Raw genomic sequence first — 18,648 nt, forward strand, 5'->3', positions numbered from 1 at the left:
TCCCCGGTGGCACCATTACCGGTTGCCCCAAGGTGCGCACCATGCAGATTATCCGCGAGCTGGAGAACAGTGCGCGCCGTGCCTACACCGGCAGTCTGGGTTATCTGAACCACGACGGTACGCTGGATCTGAATATCCTGATCCGCACCTTTATGCAGCAAGAGCAGCAGCTGCGCTTCCGGGCCGGCGGCGGCATCGTGGCCGACTCCGACCCCGAGCGCGAATTGCAGGAAACGCGGCACAAGGCGCGCGGCCTTTTGCGGGCGCTTGGCGTGGAGCAAGCCTGATGGTGCTGGTCAATGGCGAGCTCGCCGATACCCTGAGCGTGCATGACCGTGCACTGGCTTACGGTGACGGCGTCTATCGCACGCTGGAGCTGATCGACGGGCAGCCGCGGCTATGGCCGTGGCAGTGGGCGCGCTTGCAGGCGGACTGTGCTGCGCTGGCCTTGCCCTGCCCGGACGAGACGGAGCTGCTGGCCGAGCTTGCGCGCGCCGCCGCCGGTCTGGTGCGCGCGGTGGCCAAGGTCACCATCAGCCGCGGTCAGGGGATGCGCGGCTACGCCATCCCTGTGACTGCTACGGGTAGCCGGGTGGTGGCGGTGAGTGCATGGAGCGGCTACCCGCCCGCCTGTGCCCGGGAGGGGATTGCTGTGCGCTGGTGCGATATGCGTCTGGCCATCCAGCCGCGCTTAGCCGGCATCAAGCATTTGAACCGGCTGGAAAACGTTCTGGCGCGCTCGGAGTGGCAAGACCCGGCGCTGCGCGAGGGGCTGATGCTGGATAGCGAAGGCTATGTGGTGGAAGGCACCATGAGCAATCTTTTTGTGCTGCGTGGCGGCGAGGTACTGACCCCGGCGCTGGATCGTTGCGGCGTGAGCGGTGCGCTGCGTGCCTGGCTGCTGGATAGCTTGCCTGCATTGGGTTACCTGCCAAAAGTGGTGCGCCTGTTGCCGCAGGATGTGCTGATGGCGGACGAGGTTTTCCTGTGCAATAGCCTGATCGGCATCTGGCCGCTGGCAAGGCTGAATGAGCGCTTCTGGGACGATTTTGCCCTGGCGCAGCGCCTGCAGGCGCGCCTTGCGCGCGAGCCTTAATCCTCGGCCCCCTCAAGCTGCCAGTACTCAAACCATTCTGCGTGGCGCTCGCCACAGGCTTCGTCTAGCCCATGGCAAGCCAGCAACTGCGCCAGTGCCTGTCCGAATACATCGCGCTGTTTAATCCCGGGATAGACCTCCATCCAGGTGTTGCCATCATCGCAGCGGCGCAATAACTGGCCGTGTATGCCGCTTTCCTGCGCCAGCGCCGCCTGCATGGCGCTTATTTTTTTCGCCAGTTTGGCCGTAGCTTGAGGTGGCCGGTAGTAGATGTAGAGGGATGTCATCGTCGCTCGCCGCTAATTCGCTTATCATAGAGAGCATTCAATCATCGGATGGCGCGCTTGTGAAGGTGCCAGTGGCAAAACGGGGATAGCGTGGCGGAACAAGGGGCGATAGGAACATTGGTAGTGGCCGGGGTCGGCCTGATCGGCGGCTCGCTGGCGCTGGCGGCACGCCATGCCGGCCGGGTCGGTCGGGTCATCGGTGTCGGGCGCTCGCCGGCCAATATGCAGCGCGCGCTGGAGTTGGGCGTGGTGGACGAGGTGAGCCACGATATCGCTGAGGCTTGCGCGCGTGCCGACATGGTGCTGCTGGCAACGCCGGTGGGGCAGATGGCGGCGTTGATGCGCGCCATGGCGCCGGTGCTGCCCGCGCATACCATTGTGACCGATGCCGGCAGTACCAAGGGTGATGTGGCGGCGCTGATGCGCGCATGTCTGCCGGCGCAGCTGGCGCATTGCGTACCGGCGCACCCGATTGCCGGCTCGGATCTGTCAGGTGCGGCGGCGGCCCAGTATGGCCTGTACCAGAACCGCAAGGTGGTGTTGACGCCGTTGCCTGAAACGGCCGCCGCAGCGGTGGAGGCTGTGCGTACCCTGTGGCAGGCATGCGGCGCCAGTGTGCATGAAATGAGTGCGGCCGAGCACGACAGCGTGTTTGCCAGCGTGTCGCATCTGCCGCATGTGCTGGCTTTTGCCTTTGTCGACATGATTGCGGCGCACCCGGATGCGGCGCGCCGTTTTGATTTTGCTGCCACCGGCTTTCGGGATTTCACCCGTATCGCCGGCTCTCATCCCGAGATGTGGCGCGATATCGCGCTGGCCAATCGCGAGGCCCTGCTGGCTGAGCTGGCCGACTACCAGACACAGCTGGCAACGCTGGAGGCGCTGATCGCGAGTGCCGACGCCGACGCCATGCAGCAGTTGTTCGAGCGGGCGCGTCATGCCCGCCTTGCCTGGCACCAGCGCTTTGTGCGCGGCAACTGATGCCAGAGCTTGCAGCTTGTTTCAGTCCGGTTTTTGCGGCCCGCCCATGCGCGTAAGGGTGTCGTCCTTGATCCGGTAGTGGTGCCACAGTGCGGCAGCGATATGCGCAAGCACCAGCCACAACACTACATTGCCCAGCGTCTCGTGTATCTCCTTGATGTCGTGGGACAGTGCGTCATCGACACCGAATAATTGCGGCAGCGGCAGGTTGAACAGGTGGACGGTGGCATCGCCGGCCTGCAAGGACCACAGGCCGAAGATGGGGGTGATGACCATCAAGGCGTACAGCGTCCAGTGGATGATATGGGCCAGCAGTACGTCCAGCGCGCTGGGGGGCGGGGTGGTGGCCGGTAGCTTATTGCCCAGCCGCCATACGATGCGGGGCAGCACCAGCAGGAAAATGATGATGCCGAAGTTGATATGCCACAGCCACAGCTCGACCCGTGCTTCCGACTGCTTGGGAAAGAAGTCCTTGATCTGCGCCAGCGACAGCACAATGATCACGGCCAGCGCGCTTAGCCAGTGAAAAGCACGGGCTACGCTGCCGTAGCTATGGCGACTATTGAAAAGCATGGCTTTTTTCCTTGTTTTACCCTTTCAGTCTTACCATTAAAGCAGCTGCCTGCCGTCTTTGTTCAGGATCTTTCACAGGCCTGACGGATGATCGCCTCCTTGTCGGCCGGCTGCCAGCCCGGCGGTTTCAACAACTTGCCGTCGCTGCTGCAGGTATTCGGGAACATCAGGAATGGGGCAGTCGAAGCGCTGCATGAAGTCGCGAGGCGCTGCAAAAAAATCGCTCATGGAGGAGTATTCTGCTGGCTTAAGAAAAACGGCTGCCGCAAGGCAGCCGTAGTATCGGAAACGGGTTTAGTCAGCTTTGGTCAGCGAGGCCAGTGCGTCGAAATAGCCGGGGAAAGTCTTGGCGACGCAGTCCGGGTCATTGATGGTGACCGGCGTGTCCATCAGCGAAACCAGCGAGAAACACATGGCCATGCGGTGGTCGTCGTAAGTATCTATCTGTGCATTGGCGGTGAGTTTTTCCGCTGGTGTGATACGGATGAAATCCTGCCCTTCTTCCACCGTGGCGCCGAGCTTTCTCAGTTCAGTCGCCATGGCCGACAGCCTGTCGGTTTCCTTGACGCGCCAGCTCTCGATATTGCGCAAGGTGGTTGTGCCTTCGGCCGCCAGCGCAGCAACTGCCAGGGTCATGGCCGCATCCGGAATATGATTGACATCCAGATCGATGGCTTGCAGCGGCCCTTGCGCAGCGGCTTCTATCCAGTTGTCGCCCATGCTGATCTTGGCGCCCATCTGCGAGAGTGCTTCGGCAAACTTCACATCGCCCTGTATGCTGTTGTGCCCGACACCGCTCACCCGTACCGGGCCACCGCCTAGCAGGCCTGCCGCCAAAAAATAGGACGCGCTGGAGGCATCGCCCTCGACATGGATTTCGCCCGGGGACAGATAGCTTTGCCCGCCGGCAATGGTAAAGCGCTGCCAGCCCTTGCGTTCGACCACGACGCCGAAGCGCGCCATCAGTTTGAGCGTGATCTCGATATAGGGCTTGGAAATCAGCTCGCCTATCACCTCGACCGTGACCGTGCTGCCCGTGAGTGGTAGCGCCATCAAAAGTGCCGTCAGAAACTGGCTGGACACATTGCCTTTGACAGGAATCACCGCGTGGGTGTCGATATGGCCCGGGGCGATGGCCAGTGGAGGATAGCCTTTAGTGCCCTGATAGCGGATATCGGCACCGGCCACCTTGAGTGCGTCGACCAGGTCGCCTATCGGGCGCTCATGCATGCGCGCAACACCCGAGAGCTGGTAGTGGCCGTTCATCAAGGCCAGTGCGGCGGTCAGCGGGCGAAAGGCGGTGCCGGCGTTGCCCAGGAATAGTTCGGCATTCTTGACTGGAAACTCGCCACCGGCACCTTGCACCAGAAAGTCGCGGCTCTCGCCCTGGCGTTCGATCTTGACACCCAGCAGGCCAAGGGCGCCCAGCATATGGCTGATGTCGTCTGCGTCCAGCAGGCCGCAGACACGCGTGCTGCCGTGTGCCAGCGCCGCCAGCAGCAGGGTGCGGTTGGAAATGCTTTTGGAGCCGGGCAATTCGACGGTTCCGGCGATACGGGCTATCGGTGCAAGATGAAGCTGTTTCATGGCGAGATGCAAAATCCTGGTAGTGGCTGTGCCGGTTAATTAAGGGCGAGCGGGCGCCGGAATGTGGCCGTCCGGCAGTTCGCTGGGCTAGAATCTTCTTTTTAGTCAGGTCGGAGCGCGCATTGATGGCGGCTCCGCAGGAAAGAAGTTAAACGATCATGACGATTGCTGTCATCACTATTGATGGTCCATCCGCTTCGGGTAAGGGGACAGTGGCTGCCCTGGTTGCGGCAAAACTGGGTTTTGCCTATCTGGATTCGGGCGCCTTATACCGTTTGACAGCACTTTATGCGCAGCGCTGCGGCACAAGCTGGAGCGACGAGGCGGGCGTGGCGGCTCTGGCTCGTACCTTGCCGGCCGAATTTCGTGATGGCGGGGTTTATCTGGCTGGCGAGGCGGTTGACGATGCGATCCGCGCCGAGGAAATCGGCATGGGTGCATCCGCCATTGCCGCCCTGCCTTTGGTGCGTGAGGCTTTGCTGGAGCGCCAGCGTGCCTATCGGGTGGCACCGGGTCTGGTGACCGATGGTCGCGACATGGGTTCGGTGGTTTTTCCCGATGCCAGCCTCAAGGTTTTCCTGACTGCAGATGCTCAGGTTAGAGCCGATCGGCGCTATAAACAGTTGATAAGCAAGGAAGATTCTGCTAATCTGCCGCGCATTCTGCAGGACATCACCGAGCGGGACGCACGCGATGCGGCCCGCAGTGTGGCGCCACTGCGGCAGGAGCCGGATGCCCGTCTTCTCGATACCAGCGAAATGACAGTCGACCTTGCAGTGGCGGCAGTGCTGGGCTGGTTCGAGCAGTCGGTCTGATCCGGCCATTGAGTTTGTAGTACCCGTCTGTCCGATGTCGGCCAGGCGTTTGACCAACCCTAACCCCGCGTGTCGCAAGGCATGCACGTGTGAGTAATCTTAATGACTACCTCCGCTATGGAAAACTTCGCCCAACTGTTTGAAGAATCCCTGGAACTCCAGGAAATGCGCATTGGCGAAGTGATCACTGCCGAAGTTATCGGCATTGATTCCAACTTTGTAACCGTGAACGCCGGCCTGAAGTCCGAGTCGCTGGTTCCGGTCGAAGAATTCAAGAACGACAACGGTGAAGTCGAAGTCAAGATCGGTGATTTCGTCACCGTTGCGATCGACGCCATCGAAAACGGCTTTGGTGAAACCAAGCTGTCGCGTGAAAAAGCCAAGCGTCTGGCAGCCTGGATTGATCTGGAAGAGGCTCTGGAAGCCGGCAAGATCCTGTCCGGTCTGATCAGCGGCAAGGTCAAGGGTGGTCTGACCGTTATGGTTAACGGCATCCGCGCCTTCCTGCCAGGGTCCCTGGTTGACGTGCGTCCAGTCAAGGACACCACGCCATACGAGAACAAGCAGGTTGAGTTCAAGGTTATCAAGCTGGATCGCAAGCGTAACAACGTGGTTGTTTCGCGTCGCGCCGTGCTGGAAGAGACCCTGGGCGAAGAGCGCAAGGCGCTGCTGGAAACCCTGCGCGAAGGCGTTGTGGTTAAAGGTATCGTCAAGAACATCACCGACTACGGTGCATTCGTTGATCTGGGCGGCATCGATGGCCTGCTGCACATCACCGACCTGGCATGGCGTCGTGTGAAGCACCCATCCGAAGTTCTGGCCGTTGGCGATGAAGTTGAAGCCAAGGTTCTGAAGTTCGATCAAGAGAAGAACCGTGTATCCCTCGGCCTGAAGCAGCTGGGTGATGATCCATGGGTTGGCCTGTCCCGTCGCTACCCGTCCGGCACCCGCCTGTTCGGTAAAGTGACCAACCTGACCGACTACGGTTCTTTCGTTGAGATCGAACAGGGTATCGAAGGTCTGGTTCACGTGTCCGAAATGGACTGGACCAACAAGAACGTTCACCCATCCAAGGTTGTTCAGGTTGGTGACGAAGTTGAAGTCATGATCCTCGAGATCGACGAAGAGCGTCGTCGTATCAGCCTGGGTATGAAGCAGTGCCAGGCTAACCCTTGGGACGAGTTCGAGCAGAACTTCAAGAAGGGCGACAAGATCTCCGGCGCCATCAAGTCGATCACCGACTTCGGCGTATTCGTTGGTCTGCCAGGCGGCATCGACGGTCTGGTTCACCTGTCCGACCTGTCCTGGAGCGAAACCAGCGAAGAGGCTGTTCGTCGCTTCAAGAAGGGTGACGAAGTCGAGGCTGTTGTTCTGTCCATCGACGTTGAGAAAGAGCGCATCTCGCTGGGTATCAAGCAGCTCGAAGGCGATCCGTTCAACAACTACGTGGCCATGAACGACAAGGGCGCGCTGGTGAACGGCGTAGTCAAGACTATCGATGCCAAGGGCGCCGTTATTGCGCTGGACAGCGATGTTGAAGGCTACCTGCGTGCTTCCGAAGTGTCGCGTGACCGTGTCGAAGACATGCGTACCGTGATGAAGGAAGGCGATGCCGTCGAAGCGCTGATTATCGCTGTGGATCGCAAGACCCGCTCGATCAGCCTGTCGATCAAAGCCAAGGATGCACAGGACGAGACCGCAGCTATGCGTAACCTGACTGCCACTTCCGAAGCTAACGTCAGCGCTGGTACCACCAGCCTGGGCGCGCTGCTGAAGGCTAAGCTGTCCGGTAGCAACAACGAATAAGTTGCGTCATGACCAAGTCTGAGCTGATTGCGAGGCTGTCAGAGCGTTATCCTCAGTTGGTCTCCAAAGACGCTGAGCTGGCCGTCAAAACCATACTGGATGCGATGGCCGGCAGCTTGGCTCAGGGTGAGCGGATCGAGATCCGCGGTTTCGGTAGTTTCGATTTGAACTATCGTCCGCCGCGGGTCGGCCGTAATCCCAAGTCGGGTAGCAGCGTTGCCGTTCCTGAGAAGTACGTGCCTCATTTCAAGGCGGGCAAGGAACTGCGTGAACGTGTCGATTTGTCCGAACAGACAAGCTGACACTTGCTTTGACTTGCTCTAAAAACGCCGCACCTTCATGGTGCGGCGTTTTCTTTTGTACGCTGGTGCTTGGGGGCAGGGGGTGGATTCGTTTACACTTCAGGCCATAAATCGTCGTGAGTGAGCCCATGCGCTATTTTATCCGTCTGATCGAAATCATCCTGCTGGTCATTCTGGTGGCTGTTACCGTCCAGAATAGTGCCGTTGTCGAGTTCAAACTGCTTTTCGGTCAGTCGTGGCATGCGCCGCTGATCCTGTTCCTGCTGCTGTTCTTTGTAGCTGGTGCGGTGATCGGGCTGATTTCAACTTTCTCCTATTATTTGCGTGTACGCCGCGAGCTTTCCCAGCTCAAGAAAGAGTTGAGAAACCGTCAGGCCGGGCGTGTGTCGGCTGATCCCAGCGATGCACTGGCCGACTGAGTGCGCGCTTTGACTTCCCCCGGGGTTTATCTTTGGAACTAGATCTTTGGTGGTTATTGTTGTTTCCGGCCTTTTTTGCGCTGGGTTGGCTGGCTGCGCGTGTCGATATGCGTGCTGTGCTCAAGCAGGCCAAGGCCTTGCCGGCAGGCTTTTTTAAAGGGCTGGATGCGCTGGTCGACGACAAGACCGATGTCGCATCGCAGGCCTTGGCCGAAGTGGTACGTCAGGAGCCGCAGTCGTTCGATTTGTCGCTGACGCTGGGCAAGCTGTACCGCAAGCGTGGCGAGAACGATCGTGCCATTCGCCTGCATCAGTCTTTGCTGGATGCACCCGATATTTCGCCCGAAATGCGCGAGCGCATGCGTTTCGAGCTGGCGCAGGATTTTCATAAGGCCGGTCTGGTCGACCGGGCTGAGGAAATCCTGCAAGGCTTGCTGTCCGGCAATATGGGCCTGTCTGCCCGCCAGCAGTTGCTGGATATTTACCAGCAGGACAGGGACTGGCTGAAAGCGATTGAAACCGCGCGCGAATTGCGTACCGATGCGCACTCGTTCCAGCATGAAGTCGCGCAATTTTATTGCGAGCTGGCTCAAGGCGAGCTTTATCGCTCCAATAGCGGCAAGGCGCGCGAGTATGTAGCCGAAGCGCTGGCGGTGAACCGCAAGTGTGTCCGTGCCAGCCTGATTCTGGGTGATATCGAGTTTGCGCTGGAAAACTATCCGGCCGCGATTACCGCCTGGCAGAAGATAGAGAAACAGAACTATGCCTTCCTTTCCATGGCTGCCGAGCGGCTGTTTGACGCCTATGAAAAACTGGGCAAGCCGGCCGAGGGCATCGCGCTGATCAAGGGCTATAGCGAGACTTTCCCGCAGCTGGAGCTGACCGACTTGCTATACGAGAAGGTCGCGACCTATGAAGGTGAGGCGCGTGCGCTTAGCGTGACGCGCGAGGCTGTGCATGCGCGCCCCAATCTTACCGGTGCTTACCGCCTGATCGAAGCGCAAATGGGCGGCTTGCTGACACAGGAAGGGCGCTCGGATGCCGAGCTGGTGCGCGCCCTGGTGCTTAAGTATGCCCAGCGCCTGACCCAGCACCGTTGCCGTCGTTGCAACTTCCGTTCGCGCGCCTTTTTCTGGCATTGCCCCGCCTGTGGCGAGTGGGAAAGCTTCAGTCCCAACCGCAGCGAAGGCTGAATAATTTTGTACAAGGATGTTGTCTGATGAACCCGCTGGTTTGTGCCGGCCTGCCCGTGCAGCCGTTGTCCCCTGTAATTGTCGCTTTTGATTTTGATGATGCCGCGACGGCTTTGTCGTTTGCTGCCCGTCTGGACCCGGCGGCCTGCCGTGTCAAGGTTGGCAAGGAATTGTTTACCGCCTCCGGTCGTTCCCTGATCGAGGCGCTGGTGGCGCGCGGTTTTCAGGTGTTTCTCGACCTGAAATTTCACGATATTCCTAATACCGTAGCCCATGCCTGCAAGATGGCGGCCGAGCTTGGAGTGTGGATGGTGGATGTGCATGCCTCGGGTGGCCGGCGCATGATGGAGGCCGCGTGCGAGGCAGTTGCACCTTACAGTCAGCGCCCGCTGCTGATAGGCGTCACCGTACTGACCAGCATGGAAGCGGCTGATCTGGCCGAAATCGGCATCAGCCTGAGTCCGCAGGAGCAGGTGTTGCGTCTGGCACGGCTGGCGCAAAGTAGCGGCCTGGACGGGGTGGTCAGCTCGGCGCAGGAAGCCGCCAGCTTGCGCGCCGCCTGCGGTGACGACTTCAAGCTGGTGACGCCGGGCATACGTCTGGCCGATGCGGTGGCCGATGACCAGCGCCGTGTGATGACGCCGACGGCTGCGCTGGCGGCGGGGGCGGATTATCTGGTGATTGGCCGCCCGATCACCAAGGCGCAAGATCCTTTGGCCGTACTGGCTGCGATTAATAACGACATTCGTGCGTTTCAGGCGCAGACGGTCTAGGTGGGGCGTATGCAACTGATTCAATCGCTGGGCCTGACCCAGGAGGCTTTGCGCGACCGGCTGAAGGCTGCGCGCGTGCTGGTGGTGGGCGATGTGATGCTGGACCGTTACTGGTTTGGCGACGCCACGCGTATTTCTCCTGAAGCACCCGTGCCGGTGGCACGCATCGAAAAAATGGAAGAGCGTGCCGGTGGTGCCGCCAATGTGGCGCGCAATATTGCCGGTTTGGGTGGTCAGGCGACCTTGTTGTCGGTGGTCGGCGACGATGAGGCGGCGGATGCGCTGGAGCGTCTGATGCAGGGCGCGGGCGTCAAGACTTCGCTCAAGCGTGACGCCAGTATCGCAACCACCATCAAGCTGAGGGTGGTTGCGCGCCAGCAGCAGCTGATCCGTCTCGATTTCGAAGATACGCCCAGTCACGAGATCTTGGCGGACAAGCTGGACGAGTTTGCCGCCATCGTGGCGCAGCACGATGTGGTGATCCTGTCGGATTACGGCAAGGGCGGGCTGACCCATGTGGCGCGCATGATCGCGCTGGCCAATGCGGCCGGCTGTCCGGTGCTGATCGACCCCAAGGGTGAGGACTACAGTAAATACGCCGGTGCAACTTTGCTGACGCCCAACCGCAGCGAGTTTCGCCAGGTAGTCGGACGCTGGTCGGATGAGGCGCAACTGTGCGCCAAAGCCGAAGCGCTGCGCACGGAGTTGGCACTGACTGCCTTGCTGGTGACGCGCAGCGAGGAGGGGATGACCTTGTTCCAGGCCGATGGCGCCCTGCATCAGCCTACCTTTGCGCGCGAGGTGTTCGATGTGTCCGGTGCTGGCGACACGGTGATCGCGACACTGGGTTTGGGCTTGGCAGCTGGCTTGCCTATGGCGCAGGCGGTGACGCTGGCTAATGCCGCTGCCGGCATTGTGGTGGCCAAGCTGGGTACCGCCGTGTGTACGCAGCAGGAACTGTTCGCACTTTAAACGGGCTGCGGCGACGCCGGCCCAGGAGACACTTATGAGTATTGTGGTGACCGGCGCAGCCGGCTTTATCGGTTCCAATCTGGTCAAGGCGCTCAACGAGCGCGGCTTTAGCGACATTATCGCGGTCGACGATCTGACCGAGGGCGACAAGTTCAGGAACCTGGTGGATTGCAATATCTCCAACTACCTCGATAAAAGCGACTTTCTGGCGCTGCTGCTGGAAGGCGAGTACGAGGGCGAGATCAGTGCCATCCTGCATCAGGGGGCCTGCTCGGACACCATGAACCACGACGGCAAGTTCATGATGGAGAACAACTATCAGTACACGCTGGCGCTGTTCGATTACTGCCAGTCGGAAGAGATCCCGTTCCTGTTTGCCTCCAGTGCTGCGGTGTACGGCGGCGGTACGGTGTTTCGCGAGAGCCGCGAGTTTGAAGGCCCGCTGAATGTCTACGGCTATTCCAAATTCCTGTTCGACCAGGTTTTGCGCCAGCGCATGGAAGAGGGGCTAACCGCGCAGGCGGTGGGTTTCCGCTATTTCAATGTCTATGGCCCGCACGAGCAGCACAAGGGGCGCATGGCCTCGGTGGCTTTTCACAACTTCAACCAGTACCGCGCAAACGGCAAGGTCAAGCTGTTTGGTGGCTGGGATGGATGGGCTGACGGCATGCAAAGCCGCGATTTCGTCTCGGTCGAGGATGTGGTCAAGGTCAATATGCACTTCCTTGATCACCCGGAACAAAGCGGCATTTTCAATCTGGGTTCGGGGCGTGCGCAGCCATTCAATGATGTTGCGGTCGCCACCGTCAACGCCTGCCGTCGCCATGAGGGCAAGCCGGCGCTGTCCTTGGCCGAGCTGGTCGAGCAGGGGACGCTGGAATATATCGACTTTCCCGATGCGCTCAAGGGTAAGTACCAGAGCTTTACCCAGGCCGATATCACCCAGCTGCGCGAGGCAGGCTACAGCGAGCCTATGCTGAGCGTGGAAGAGGGGGTAGACCGTTACATCGACTTCCTGATGACGCGCTAAGTATTGTCAGTGAGTCAGGGCCCGCGTGAAGCGGGCCTTGTTGTATCCGGTGCGCTCAACCCTTTTGTCATCGCGGCTGATTTTGTTGGGGCAGGCTGTATAATGCTCGTCTGTCATCAGGCGAGAGTCGTGAGCCGTGCCCGAATTCAAATATCTGCAAGACTTTGTCGGCAATACCCCGTTGGTCAGACTCAAACACCTGCCCGGCAATACGTCCAATGTGCTGTTGCTCAAGCTCGAAGGGAATAATCCAGGCGGCTCGGTCAAAGACAGGCCTGCCCTGTCCATGATCCGCCACGCCGAGGCGCGCGGCGATATCCGCCCCGGTGATACCTTGATCGAGCCGACCAGCGGCAATACCGGCATTGGCCTGGCCATGGCGGCCACCATGATGGGCTACCGGCTGATTCTGGTGATGCCGGAAAACTCCAGTGTGGAACGGGTGCAGACCATGCGCGCTTATGGTGCCGATGTCCGTCTGACGCCGGCTGCGCTGTCCATGCCTGGTGCCATAGACGAGGCGCGCCGTCTGGAACAGACCGGGGTCGGGCGCATCCTCGACCAGTTTGCCAACCCGGACAATCCGCAGGCGCACTATGACAGTACCGGGCCCGAGATCTGGCGCGATACGGCCGGTACGGTGACGCACTTCGTGTCCAGTATGGGCACAACCGGTACCATTATGGGGGTGAGCCGCTATCTGAAGGCGCAGAACCCCGCGGTGAGTGTCATCGGCGTGCAGCCCGAGCCTGGCAGCCAGATTCCGGGCATACGCAAGTGGGAGGATGCTTATCTGCCCAAGATTTGCGACTACGCGCGTATCGATGATTTGCAGTTGGTATCGCAGGCCGAGGCCGAGGCTGTGGCGCGGCGTCTGGCGTGCGAGGAAGGCATTCTGGCCGGGCCGTCATCAGGTGGCGCGCTGGCGGTCGCCTTGCGCCTGAATGCGACGCTGGAAAATGCCGTGATTGTTTCCATCGTGTGCGATCGTGGTGACCGTTATCTTTCCACCGGGCTTTTTGCCTGATTCTTGCGCAGGTTCTCCGTTTTATGTCGCAACACGAATTTTCTCCCGATGCCGCTGACGAGTTGAGTCCGCAGGCGTGGTATCAGCAGGCTATCCAGCAAAAAGGCTTTATCCGTGATGAGGCGCAAGCTGCCGCCATCGAGCAACTGGATGGTTTATGGCAACAACTGGTCGAGTTCAAAAAAAGACGCAACCGCTTTCTTGGCCGGTCCTTGCTTAAGCCAGCGGTGCCGCAGGGCTTGTATTTGTGGGGCGGGGTGGGGCGCGGCAAGAGCTTTTTGATGGATGCTTTCTTCTCCTGTGTGCCCTATACGCGTAAAAAGCGCGTGCATTTCCATCACTTTATGGCGGATGTGCATAAGGAACTTAAGAAACTGGCCGCAGAGAAGGACCCGCTGATCGCTCTGGCCGAGCGTATGGCACGCTCGACGCGCCTGTTGTGCTTTGACGAGTTTCACGTCAGCGATATTGCTGATGCCATGCTTTTGGGGCGCTTGCTGGAAGCGCTGTTTGCGCGCGGGGTGATTATGGTGATGACTTCAAACTATGCGCCGGATAATCTCTACCCCAATGGTCTGCAGCGGCAAAACTTCTTGCCTACCATCGCCTTGCTCAAGCAGCAGTTAAGGGTGCTGAATGTGGATGGCGGGCATGATTACCGCCTGCGCGAACTGGTGCGCGAGCCCTTGTTTCTGGTGCCGGATGATGCGTCAGCGCTTGCCCGGCTGGATGCGATGTTTACCCGTATCTCTGGCGGCACGGCTTTGTTGTCGCCGCAGATTGAAGTGCTGGGTCGGCGCATCAAGTCGCAGCGGCGCACGTCCGGTGTGATCTGGTTCGATTTTGCTACCTTGTGCGGCGGGCCGCGTGCCCAGACCGATTATCTGGAAATTGCCCGTGAATACCATACCGTATTCCTGTCGGGTATTCCGAAGCTGGGCGCCGCGCAGTCATCCGAGGCAAGACGTTTTACCTGGCTGGTCGACGTGTTCTACGACCACCGTGTCAAACTGGTGGCCTCGTCCGCCGTCGAGCCGGAAGATATTTACACCGAGGGCGTACACGCCGGCGAGTTTTTCCGCACTGCCAGTCGTTTGACCGAAATGCAGTCGCAAACTTATTTGTCTCTGCCGCATCTGGTCAGCGAACCCACCCTGAGCGGGGTGGTCGAGACCTGAGGTTGCCGGCTTATTGGCCCAGCGGAACCAGTAGTGGAATGTAGCCCAGCTTGCGTAGCTCCATCATGGCTTCTTCCGCTTCCGCACGGCTCTTGAATGGGCCTAGTTGTACCTTGGTCTCGCTGCGGGCATTGATGCCGCGCTTTTTTAGCTCATCCATCAGCTTCTCCGCGTTATCCGGGCTGGAAAACAAGCCTAGCTGTACGTTGTAGCCGAAAGAGCTGCCTTGCGGTCTGGCGGGAGCTGGCGTTGTAGCAAGGGCTGCCTGCTCTGCTGCGCGTGGCTTTGGCTGATCGCTTGGCAAGGTGGCTTTGTGCTGCGCGGGCGCGGGGAGAGATTCGCGTACCAGCGGGTTAGTCTGCACGGGTTTGGGGTTGGCCGGCTTGGGGAGGCTTGGGGGCGGTACGTGCGCTTCGATCATTAATTTGGGTAAGGCGCTCATGCCTGGTGTGGCAGAAAGGTCAGGGCTGGCAGGTCGAGTGGACTCGGCGACCGGCGCGCTTGTGTTGATGCTGGCAACGGGCGCCTCGGGCTCTATGGCTTGGGGGGGCAACAAGGTGCCGCTGATTTTTCCGCTGCTGGCGTCGCTTATTTTTGGTTTGGATTTCAGTGCATTCATCAGCGGAATGATGGCCAGTGCAGCCACGATCAGACCTAGTGCGATGGCGATGCGTTTTTTTGTCTTGGGGGTGACGCCGTCCGTGGTCTGTTTTTCAGGGGGTGGCAAAGTGGTCATGGATTCATTATCTGCAGCAAAGGCTTGAGAAGGCTGGTAAAATATGTGGTTCTTCGATTGGTCTCACTCACCCGACGCAAAGCTGACATCTGATCAGTCAATGCGTCTGTCTTAGGTAACAAGGGGATTTATATGGCAATTGAACGTACTCTGTCCATCGTTAAGCCTGATGCTGTTGCTAAAAACGTCATCGGCAAGATCTATGACCGTTTCGAATCGGCAGGTCTGAAAGTGGTTGCTGCACGCATGAAGCAGTTGTCGCGCGCCGAAGCCGAAGGCTTCTACGCCGTACACAAAGAACGCCCTTTCTTTGCTGACCTGGTTAGCTTCATGATCTCCGGTCCGGTGATGGTTCAGGTGCTGGAAGGCGAAAATGCCGTCCTGAAGAACCGTGAACTGATGGGTGCGACTGATCCGAAGAAAGCCGATGCCGGCACCATCCGTGCCGATTTCGCCGATTCCATCGACGCCAATGCCGTCCATGGTTCCGATAGCCTAGAGAATGCAGCGATCGAAATCGCCTACTTCTTCGCTGCTTCCGAAATCAGCGCGCGTTAATTCTGTTTTTTGAAACGGCAGCCGCCTGTTTCGGTGGCTGCCGTTTTTTCTGAGGTACTCATGAAGACCAACCTGCTCGACTTCAATCTGGATCAGCTGACTCAACACTTTGCCGCAATGGGCGAGAAGCCTTTTCGCGCCAAGCAGGTGATGCGCTGGATGCACCAGATGGCACAGTCCGACTTCGATGCGATGACCGACATTGCCAAGAGTCTGCGTGCCAAGCTGCACGAAACTGCGGAAGTTCGCGTGCCGGCGCTGATGATGGGGCAGGAGTCCGGCGATGGTACCCGCAAGTGGCTGCTGGACGTAGGGACGGGCAACGGTGTTGAAACTGTGTTTATCCCGGAGAACGAGCGCGGCACTTTGTGCGTGTCATCTCAGGTCGGTTGTGCGCTGGAGTGCACTTTTTGCTCGACCGGGCGTCAGGGTTTCAATCGCAACCTGTCGACTGCCGAGATTATCGGCCAGTTGTGGTGGGCGAATAAGGCGCTAGGCGTGACGCCGAAAGAGGAAAGAGTCGTCTCCAATGTGGTGATGATGGGCATGGGCGAGCCTTTGGCCAACTACGACAATGTAGTGTCGGCGCTGAACATCATGCTGGATGATCATGCTTACGGCTTGAGCCGGCGCCGGGTGACGGTGTCGACTTCGGGTCTGGTGCCGCAGATGGACCGATTGCGCGAGGATTGTCCGGTGGCGCTGGCGGTGTCGCTGCATGCGCCTAATGACGCACTGCGTGACGTGATTGTGCCTATCAACAAGAAATACCCGCTCAAGGAACTGATGGCGGCGTGCCAGCGCTATCTGGAAAGAGCGCCACGCGACTTCGTGACCTTCGAGTATGTGATGCTTGACGGCATCAATGACAGGCCGGAACATGCTCGTCAATTAATCGAGCTGGTGCGTGATGTGCCGTGCAAGTTCAACCTGATTCCATTTAACCCGTTCCCGAATTCGGGCTACGGCCGTTCCAGCAACAACGCGATCCATATTTTCCGCGAACTGCTGCAAGAGGCCGGACTGGTCGTGACCGTGCGCAAGACCCGCGGCGATGATATCGATGCCGCTTGCGGCCAGTTGGCTGGCCAGGTGCAGGACAAGACGCGCCGCCAGGCAAAGTGGACGCAGATCATCGAGGAAGGCAAGCAATGATGTGGATGCGGCGCTGGGGTTTGTGTCTGGCATGGTTATGCCTGCCAGTCCTAGCGCTTGCCAGTTCGCTGGAGCTGGCCCAGACCCGGGCGCAACTGGCGGTCGAATATATGCGCTACGGCAATATGCGTGCGGCGCTGGATTCGGCTGACGAGGCGGTCAAGGCGGATAGCAGTTATCAAAATGGCCAGTTGGTGCGCGCACTGGTATTGATGCAACTGGGTATGGACAAAGAGGCTGAAGGTGCTTTTCGCAAGGCGCTGTCCATTGATGGCACCAACCCTGAAGTAAATAATAATTACGGCTGGTTTTTGTGCAAGGACGCACGCGCTGCCGAGTCCATTGCCTATTTTACCCGTGCACTGGCTGACCCGTTGTATGACAAGCCGCAGACTGCGCGCCTGAATCGTGGTTTGTGCCTGATGAAACTGGATAAGCTGGATGAGGCCAATACCGATTTGTTGGCGGTATTGCGTTTCAATGGCAACGATGTGACAGCCTTGCGTGAAATGACGCGTTTGCAGTTGCTGGGCAATAATGCAAAGCTGGCAGCATTTTACTACCAGCGCCTGCGTCGTGAAGTCGCGACGCCCGGCCCCGCCGATTTGTGGTTAGGGGTGCGCCTGGCGCGCCTGCAGGCAGACAAGGCCGCAGAAAAACGTCTGGGTGACACGCTTTTGGCCAGCTACCCCGACTCGGTCGAAACCCAACACTATCTGAGTGGAAATTAAGCTGATGGAACCAGCTGATAAGCGAATAGGGGACACCGTCTCCGTCGGTATGCAGTTAAAGCGGGCACGTGAGGCACAGCAACTGAGTCTGGGTGATGTGGCCGAACGCCTGAAACTGTCGGTGCGCCAGCTGGAGGCCATCGAGCGCGATGATTATGCATTTTTGCCGGGGCCGACTTTTGTGCGCGGCTTTGTGCGCAATTACGCCCGTTTCCTGAACCTTGACTCCGTGCCGCTGATGCATCTGCTGGATGAGGCTTTCCCGCCTCTGGATGCCGAGCTTGCTATTTCGCCGCAAGAAGTGCAGAGCGATACCGAGGCTGGCCGCTGGGGTGCGCCCCGACTCGTGCTGGCGCTGCTGGCCGCTGGTGCCATTGCTGCTGCAGGCTGGTGGTTCTCGACCCAGCCGGGTAGCGAAGAAGCGCCGGCAAACCCGGGGGACTTGAGTCCGATGCTGACCGTGGAGCAGCCCGCTGCAGTCGATGTTGTGACGGAGGAGGTGCCACAGGCATCTGCGCCAGCCGCTGCCAAGCCTGCCGCCTCTGCGCCTGCTGTTGCTGTCAAGGTAGAGCCTGCGGTGTCGCCTGAGTCCGGTCTGCGTTTGTCCAGCACTCAGGAGTCCTGGGTCTCGGTGACAGATGCCAAGGGGCAGAAACTGATGTTTGGCAGCCTGATGCCGGGCGAAGAAAAAACACTGGCTGGCACGCCGCCTTACCGTGTACGCATCGGCAATGCAAGCCATGTGACTGTGATCTACAAGGGGCAGCCGGTGGACATGACCGGCAAGATTCGTGGCTCGACCGCCACGCTCAAGCTGGATTGAGGCATCTATGGATAGTTATGGCATTCCCCGTCGCGTGACACGCCAGGTCCGTATCGGCCACCTGATAACCGGTAGCGATGCACCGGTGCTGGTGCAGTCGATGACCAATACCGATACGGCCGATGCGGCGGCGACAGCCGCTCAGGTGTACGAACTGGCCGAGGCGGGCTCCGAAGTGGTGCGTATTACCGTCAATAGTCCGGAGGCCGCAGCCGCCGTGGCCGAAGTGCGGCAGCGGCTGGATGATCTGGGTTGCCGTGTGCCACTGGTGGGCGACTTTCATTTCAATGGCGATAAGCTGCTGAAAGACTATCCGGACTGTGCCCGCGCACTGGCCAAATACCGCATCAATCCGGGTAATGTGGGCAAGGGTGCGCGTGGCGACGAAAAGTTTGCCTTTATGGTGCGTACCGCCATGGAGCTGGATAAGGCGGTGCGTATCGGCGTGAACTGGGGGAGTCTGGATCAGGCCTTGGTGGTGCGCATGATGGACCACAATGCGCGTCTGGCCCAGCCGCTGCCGCCGGACGCGGTGATGCGCGAGGCGCTGATTGTGTCGGCGCTGGAAAGTGCGGACAAGGCGATGGAGCTGGGGCTGCCGGCCGA

At 59.4% G+C, this 18,648-nt stretch carries 23 protein-coding genes; 18 read left to right on the forward strand and 5 right to left on the reverse strand.

Annotated features, from left to right (window positions below; translation table 11 throughout):
• Together EGI20_RS11175 and pabC are read left to right on the forward strand one after the other, a co-directional pair.
• Positions 1-287: chorismate-binding protein (locus EGI20_RS11175; RefSeq protein ID WP_498631520.1), on the forward strand; the 287-nt coding region annotated here is incomplete at its 5' end.
• On the forward strand, positions 287-1,096 hold the full coding sequence (pabC, locus tag EGI20_RS11180; RefSeq protein ID WP_498631457.1) for an aminodeoxychorismate lyase: 810 nt from the start codon (positions 287-289) through the stop codon (positions 1,094-1,096). The genes EGI20_RS11175 and pabC, both read left to right, overlap by 1 nt.
• On the opposite strand, the gene EGI20_RS11185 is transcribed toward pabC, so the two are convergent.
• The gene (locus EGI20_RS11185; protein ID WP_498631521.1) at positions 1,093-1,383 is read right to left on the reverse strand and encodes a DUF4936 family protein; all 291 of its coding nucleotides are present in this window, start codon (positions 1,381-1,383) and stop codon (positions 1,093-1,095) included. The two genes, pabC and EGI20_RS11185, sit on opposite strands and share 4 nt — an antisense overlap.
• Positions 1,384-1,473: 90 nt before the next feature.
• On the opposite strand from EGI20_RS11185, the gene EGI20_RS11190 reads away from it, so the two are divergent.
• Positions 1,474-2,364 carry a prephenate dehydrogenase gene (locus EGI20_RS11190; protein ID WP_498631522.1) on the forward strand — a complete coding sequence of 297 codons (891 nt, stop codon included), beginning with the start codon at positions 1,474-1,476 and terminating at the stop codon, positions 2,362-2,364.
• 21 nt (positions 2,365-2,385) lie between these two features.
• Here the strand turns inward: EGI20_RS11190 and EGI20_RS11195 are convergent, their stop codons facing one another.
• The 3 genes from EGI20_RS11195 to aroA form a co-directional block, all read right to left on the reverse strand.
• On the reverse strand, positions 2,386-2,937 hold the full coding sequence (locus EGI20_RS11195; RefSeq protein ID WP_498631523.1) for a cytochrome b: 552 nt from the start codon (positions 2,935-2,937) through the stop codon (positions 2,386-2,388).
• 72 nt (positions 2,938-3,009) lie between these two features.
• Entirely contained in the window at positions 3,010-3,165 is a 156-nt protein-coding gene (locus EGI20_RS11200) for a hypothetical protein (protein WP_498631524.1), read from the reverse strand.
• Positions 3,166-3,231: 66 nt separating this feature from the next.
• Positions 3,232-4,524, reverse strand: coding sequence for a 3-phosphoshikimate 1-carboxyvinyltransferase (aroA, locus tag EGI20_RS11205; RefSeq protein WP_498631525.1), 1,293 nt, complete (start codon positions 4,522-4,524; stop codon positions 3,232-3,234).
• Positions 4,525-4,682: 158 nt separating this feature from the next.
• Here aroA and cmk point away from each other — a divergent pair, with 158 nt between their 5' ends.
• The 10 genes from cmk (at position 4,683) to zapE (ending at position 14,039) form a co-directional block, all read left to right on the forward strand.
• Positions 4,683-5,339, forward strand: coding sequence for a (d)CMP kinase (gene cmk / locus EGI20_RS11210; protein ID WP_124734069.1), 657 nt, complete (start codon positions 4,683-4,685; stop codon positions 5,337-5,339).
• 102 nt (positions 5,340-5,441) lie between these two features.
• Positions 5,442-7,145, forward strand: coding sequence for a 30S ribosomal protein S1 (gene rpsA, locus EGI20_RS11215; protein WP_124734070.1), 1,704 nt, complete (start codon positions 5,442-5,444; stop codon positions 7,143-7,145).
• Positions 7,146-7,153: 8 nt separating this feature from the next.
• The gene (locus EGI20_RS11220; protein WP_124734071.1) at positions 7,154-7,447 is read left to right on the forward strand and encodes an integration host factor subunit beta; all 294 of its coding nucleotides are present in this window, start codon (positions 7,154-7,156) and stop codon (positions 7,445-7,447) included.
• A gap of 128 nt (positions 7,448-7,575) precedes the next feature.
• Positions 7,576-7,866: a lipopolysaccharide assembly protein LapA domain-containing protein gene (locus tag EGI20_RS11225; protein ID WP_124734072.1), complete on the forward strand. Its 291-nt coding sequence runs from the start codon at positions 7,576-7,578 to the stop codon at positions 7,864-7,866.
• 32 nt (positions 7,867-7,898) lie between these two features.
• Entirely contained in the window at positions 7,899-9,059 is a 1,161-nt protein-coding gene (lapB, locus tag EGI20_RS11230) for a lipopolysaccharide assembly protein LapB (protein WP_498631526.1), read from the forward strand.
• Between the two features lie 26 nt (positions 9,060-9,085).
• On the forward strand, positions 9,086-9,832 hold the full coding sequence (gene pyrF, locus EGI20_RS11235; RefSeq protein WP_498631527.1) for an orotidine-5'-phosphate decarboxylase: 747 nt from the start codon (positions 9,086-9,088) through the stop codon (positions 9,830-9,832).
• A gap of 9 nt (positions 9,833-9,841) precedes the next feature.
• A complete protein-coding gene (gene rfaE1 / locus EGI20_RS11240; RefSeq protein ID WP_498631528.1) occupies positions 9,842-10,804 on the forward strand; it encodes a D-glycero-beta-D-manno-heptose-7-phosphate kinase in 963 nt (320 codons plus the stop codon).
• A gap of 34 nt (positions 10,805-10,838) precedes the next feature.
• Positions 10,839-11,834, forward strand: a complete 996-nt coding sequence (gene rfaD / locus EGI20_RS11245; protein ID WP_498631529.1) for an ADP-glyceromanno-heptose 6-epimerase — start codon at positions 10,839-10,841, stop codon at positions 11,832-11,834.
• A 136-nt stretch (positions 11,835-11,970) separates the two neighbouring features.
• The gene (cysM, locus tag EGI20_RS11250; protein WP_498631530.1) at positions 11,971-12,861 is read left to right on the forward strand and encodes a cysteine synthase CysM; all 891 of its coding nucleotides are present in this window, start codon (positions 11,971-11,973) and stop codon (positions 12,859-12,861) included.
• 23 nt (positions 12,862-12,884) lie between these two features.
• Positions 12,885-14,039 (forward strand): cell division protein ZapE, encoded by a 1,155-nt coding sequence (gene zapE, locus EGI20_RS11255; RefSeq protein WP_498631531.1) that lies wholly within the window; start codon positions 12,885-12,887, stop codon positions 14,037-14,039.
• Positions 14,040-14,049: 10 nt separating this feature from the next.
• On the opposite strand, the gene EGI20_RS11260 is transcribed toward zapE, so the two are convergent.
• Complete coding sequence (locus tag EGI20_RS11260) at positions 14,050-14,775, reverse strand: SPOR domain-containing protein (RefSeq protein WP_498631532.1); 726 nt, start codon at positions 14,773-14,775, stop codon at positions 14,050-14,052.
• Positions 14,776-14,907: 132 nt separating this feature from the next.
• On the opposite strand from EGI20_RS11260, the gene ndk reads away from it, so the two are divergent.
• The 5 genes from ndk to EGI20_RS11285 form a co-directional block, all read left to right on the forward strand.
• Positions 14,908-15,333 (forward strand): nucleoside-diphosphate kinase, encoded by a 426-nt coding sequence (ndk, locus tag EGI20_RS11265; protein ID WP_124734079.1) that lies wholly within the window; start codon positions 14,908-14,910, stop codon positions 15,331-15,333.
• Between the two features lie 60 nt (positions 15,334-15,393).
• The gene (gene rlmN, locus EGI20_RS11270) at positions 15,394-16,488 is read left to right on the forward strand and encodes a dual-specificity RNA methyltransferase RlmN (protein ID WP_160794275.1); all 1,095 of its coding nucleotides are present in this window, start codon (positions 15,394-15,396) and stop codon (positions 16,486-16,488) included.
• Positions 16,485-17,219: a type IV pilus biogenesis/stability protein PilW gene (gene pilW / locus EGI20_RS11275; RefSeq protein WP_498631533.1), complete on the forward strand. Its 735-nt coding sequence runs from the start codon at positions 16,485-16,487 to the stop codon at positions 17,217-17,219. Before rlmN ends, pilW begins: the two co-directional genes overlap by 4 nt.
• A gap of 4 nt (positions 17,220-17,223) precedes the next feature.
• Positions 17,224-18,042: a helix-turn-helix domain-containing protein gene (locus tag EGI20_RS11280; RefSeq protein ID WP_498631534.1), complete on the forward strand. Its 819-nt coding sequence runs from the start codon at positions 17,224-17,226 to the stop codon at positions 18,040-18,042.
• A gap of 7 nt (positions 18,043-18,049) precedes the next feature.
• A partial coding sequence (locus tag EGI20_RS11285; protein ID WP_498631535.1) for a flavodoxin-dependent (E)-4-hydroxy-3-methylbut-2-enyl-diphosphate synthase occupies positions 18,050-18,648 on the forward strand: 599 nt, incomplete at its 3' end.

It is taken from the genome of Aquitalea sp. S1-19 (assembly GCF_024343515.1).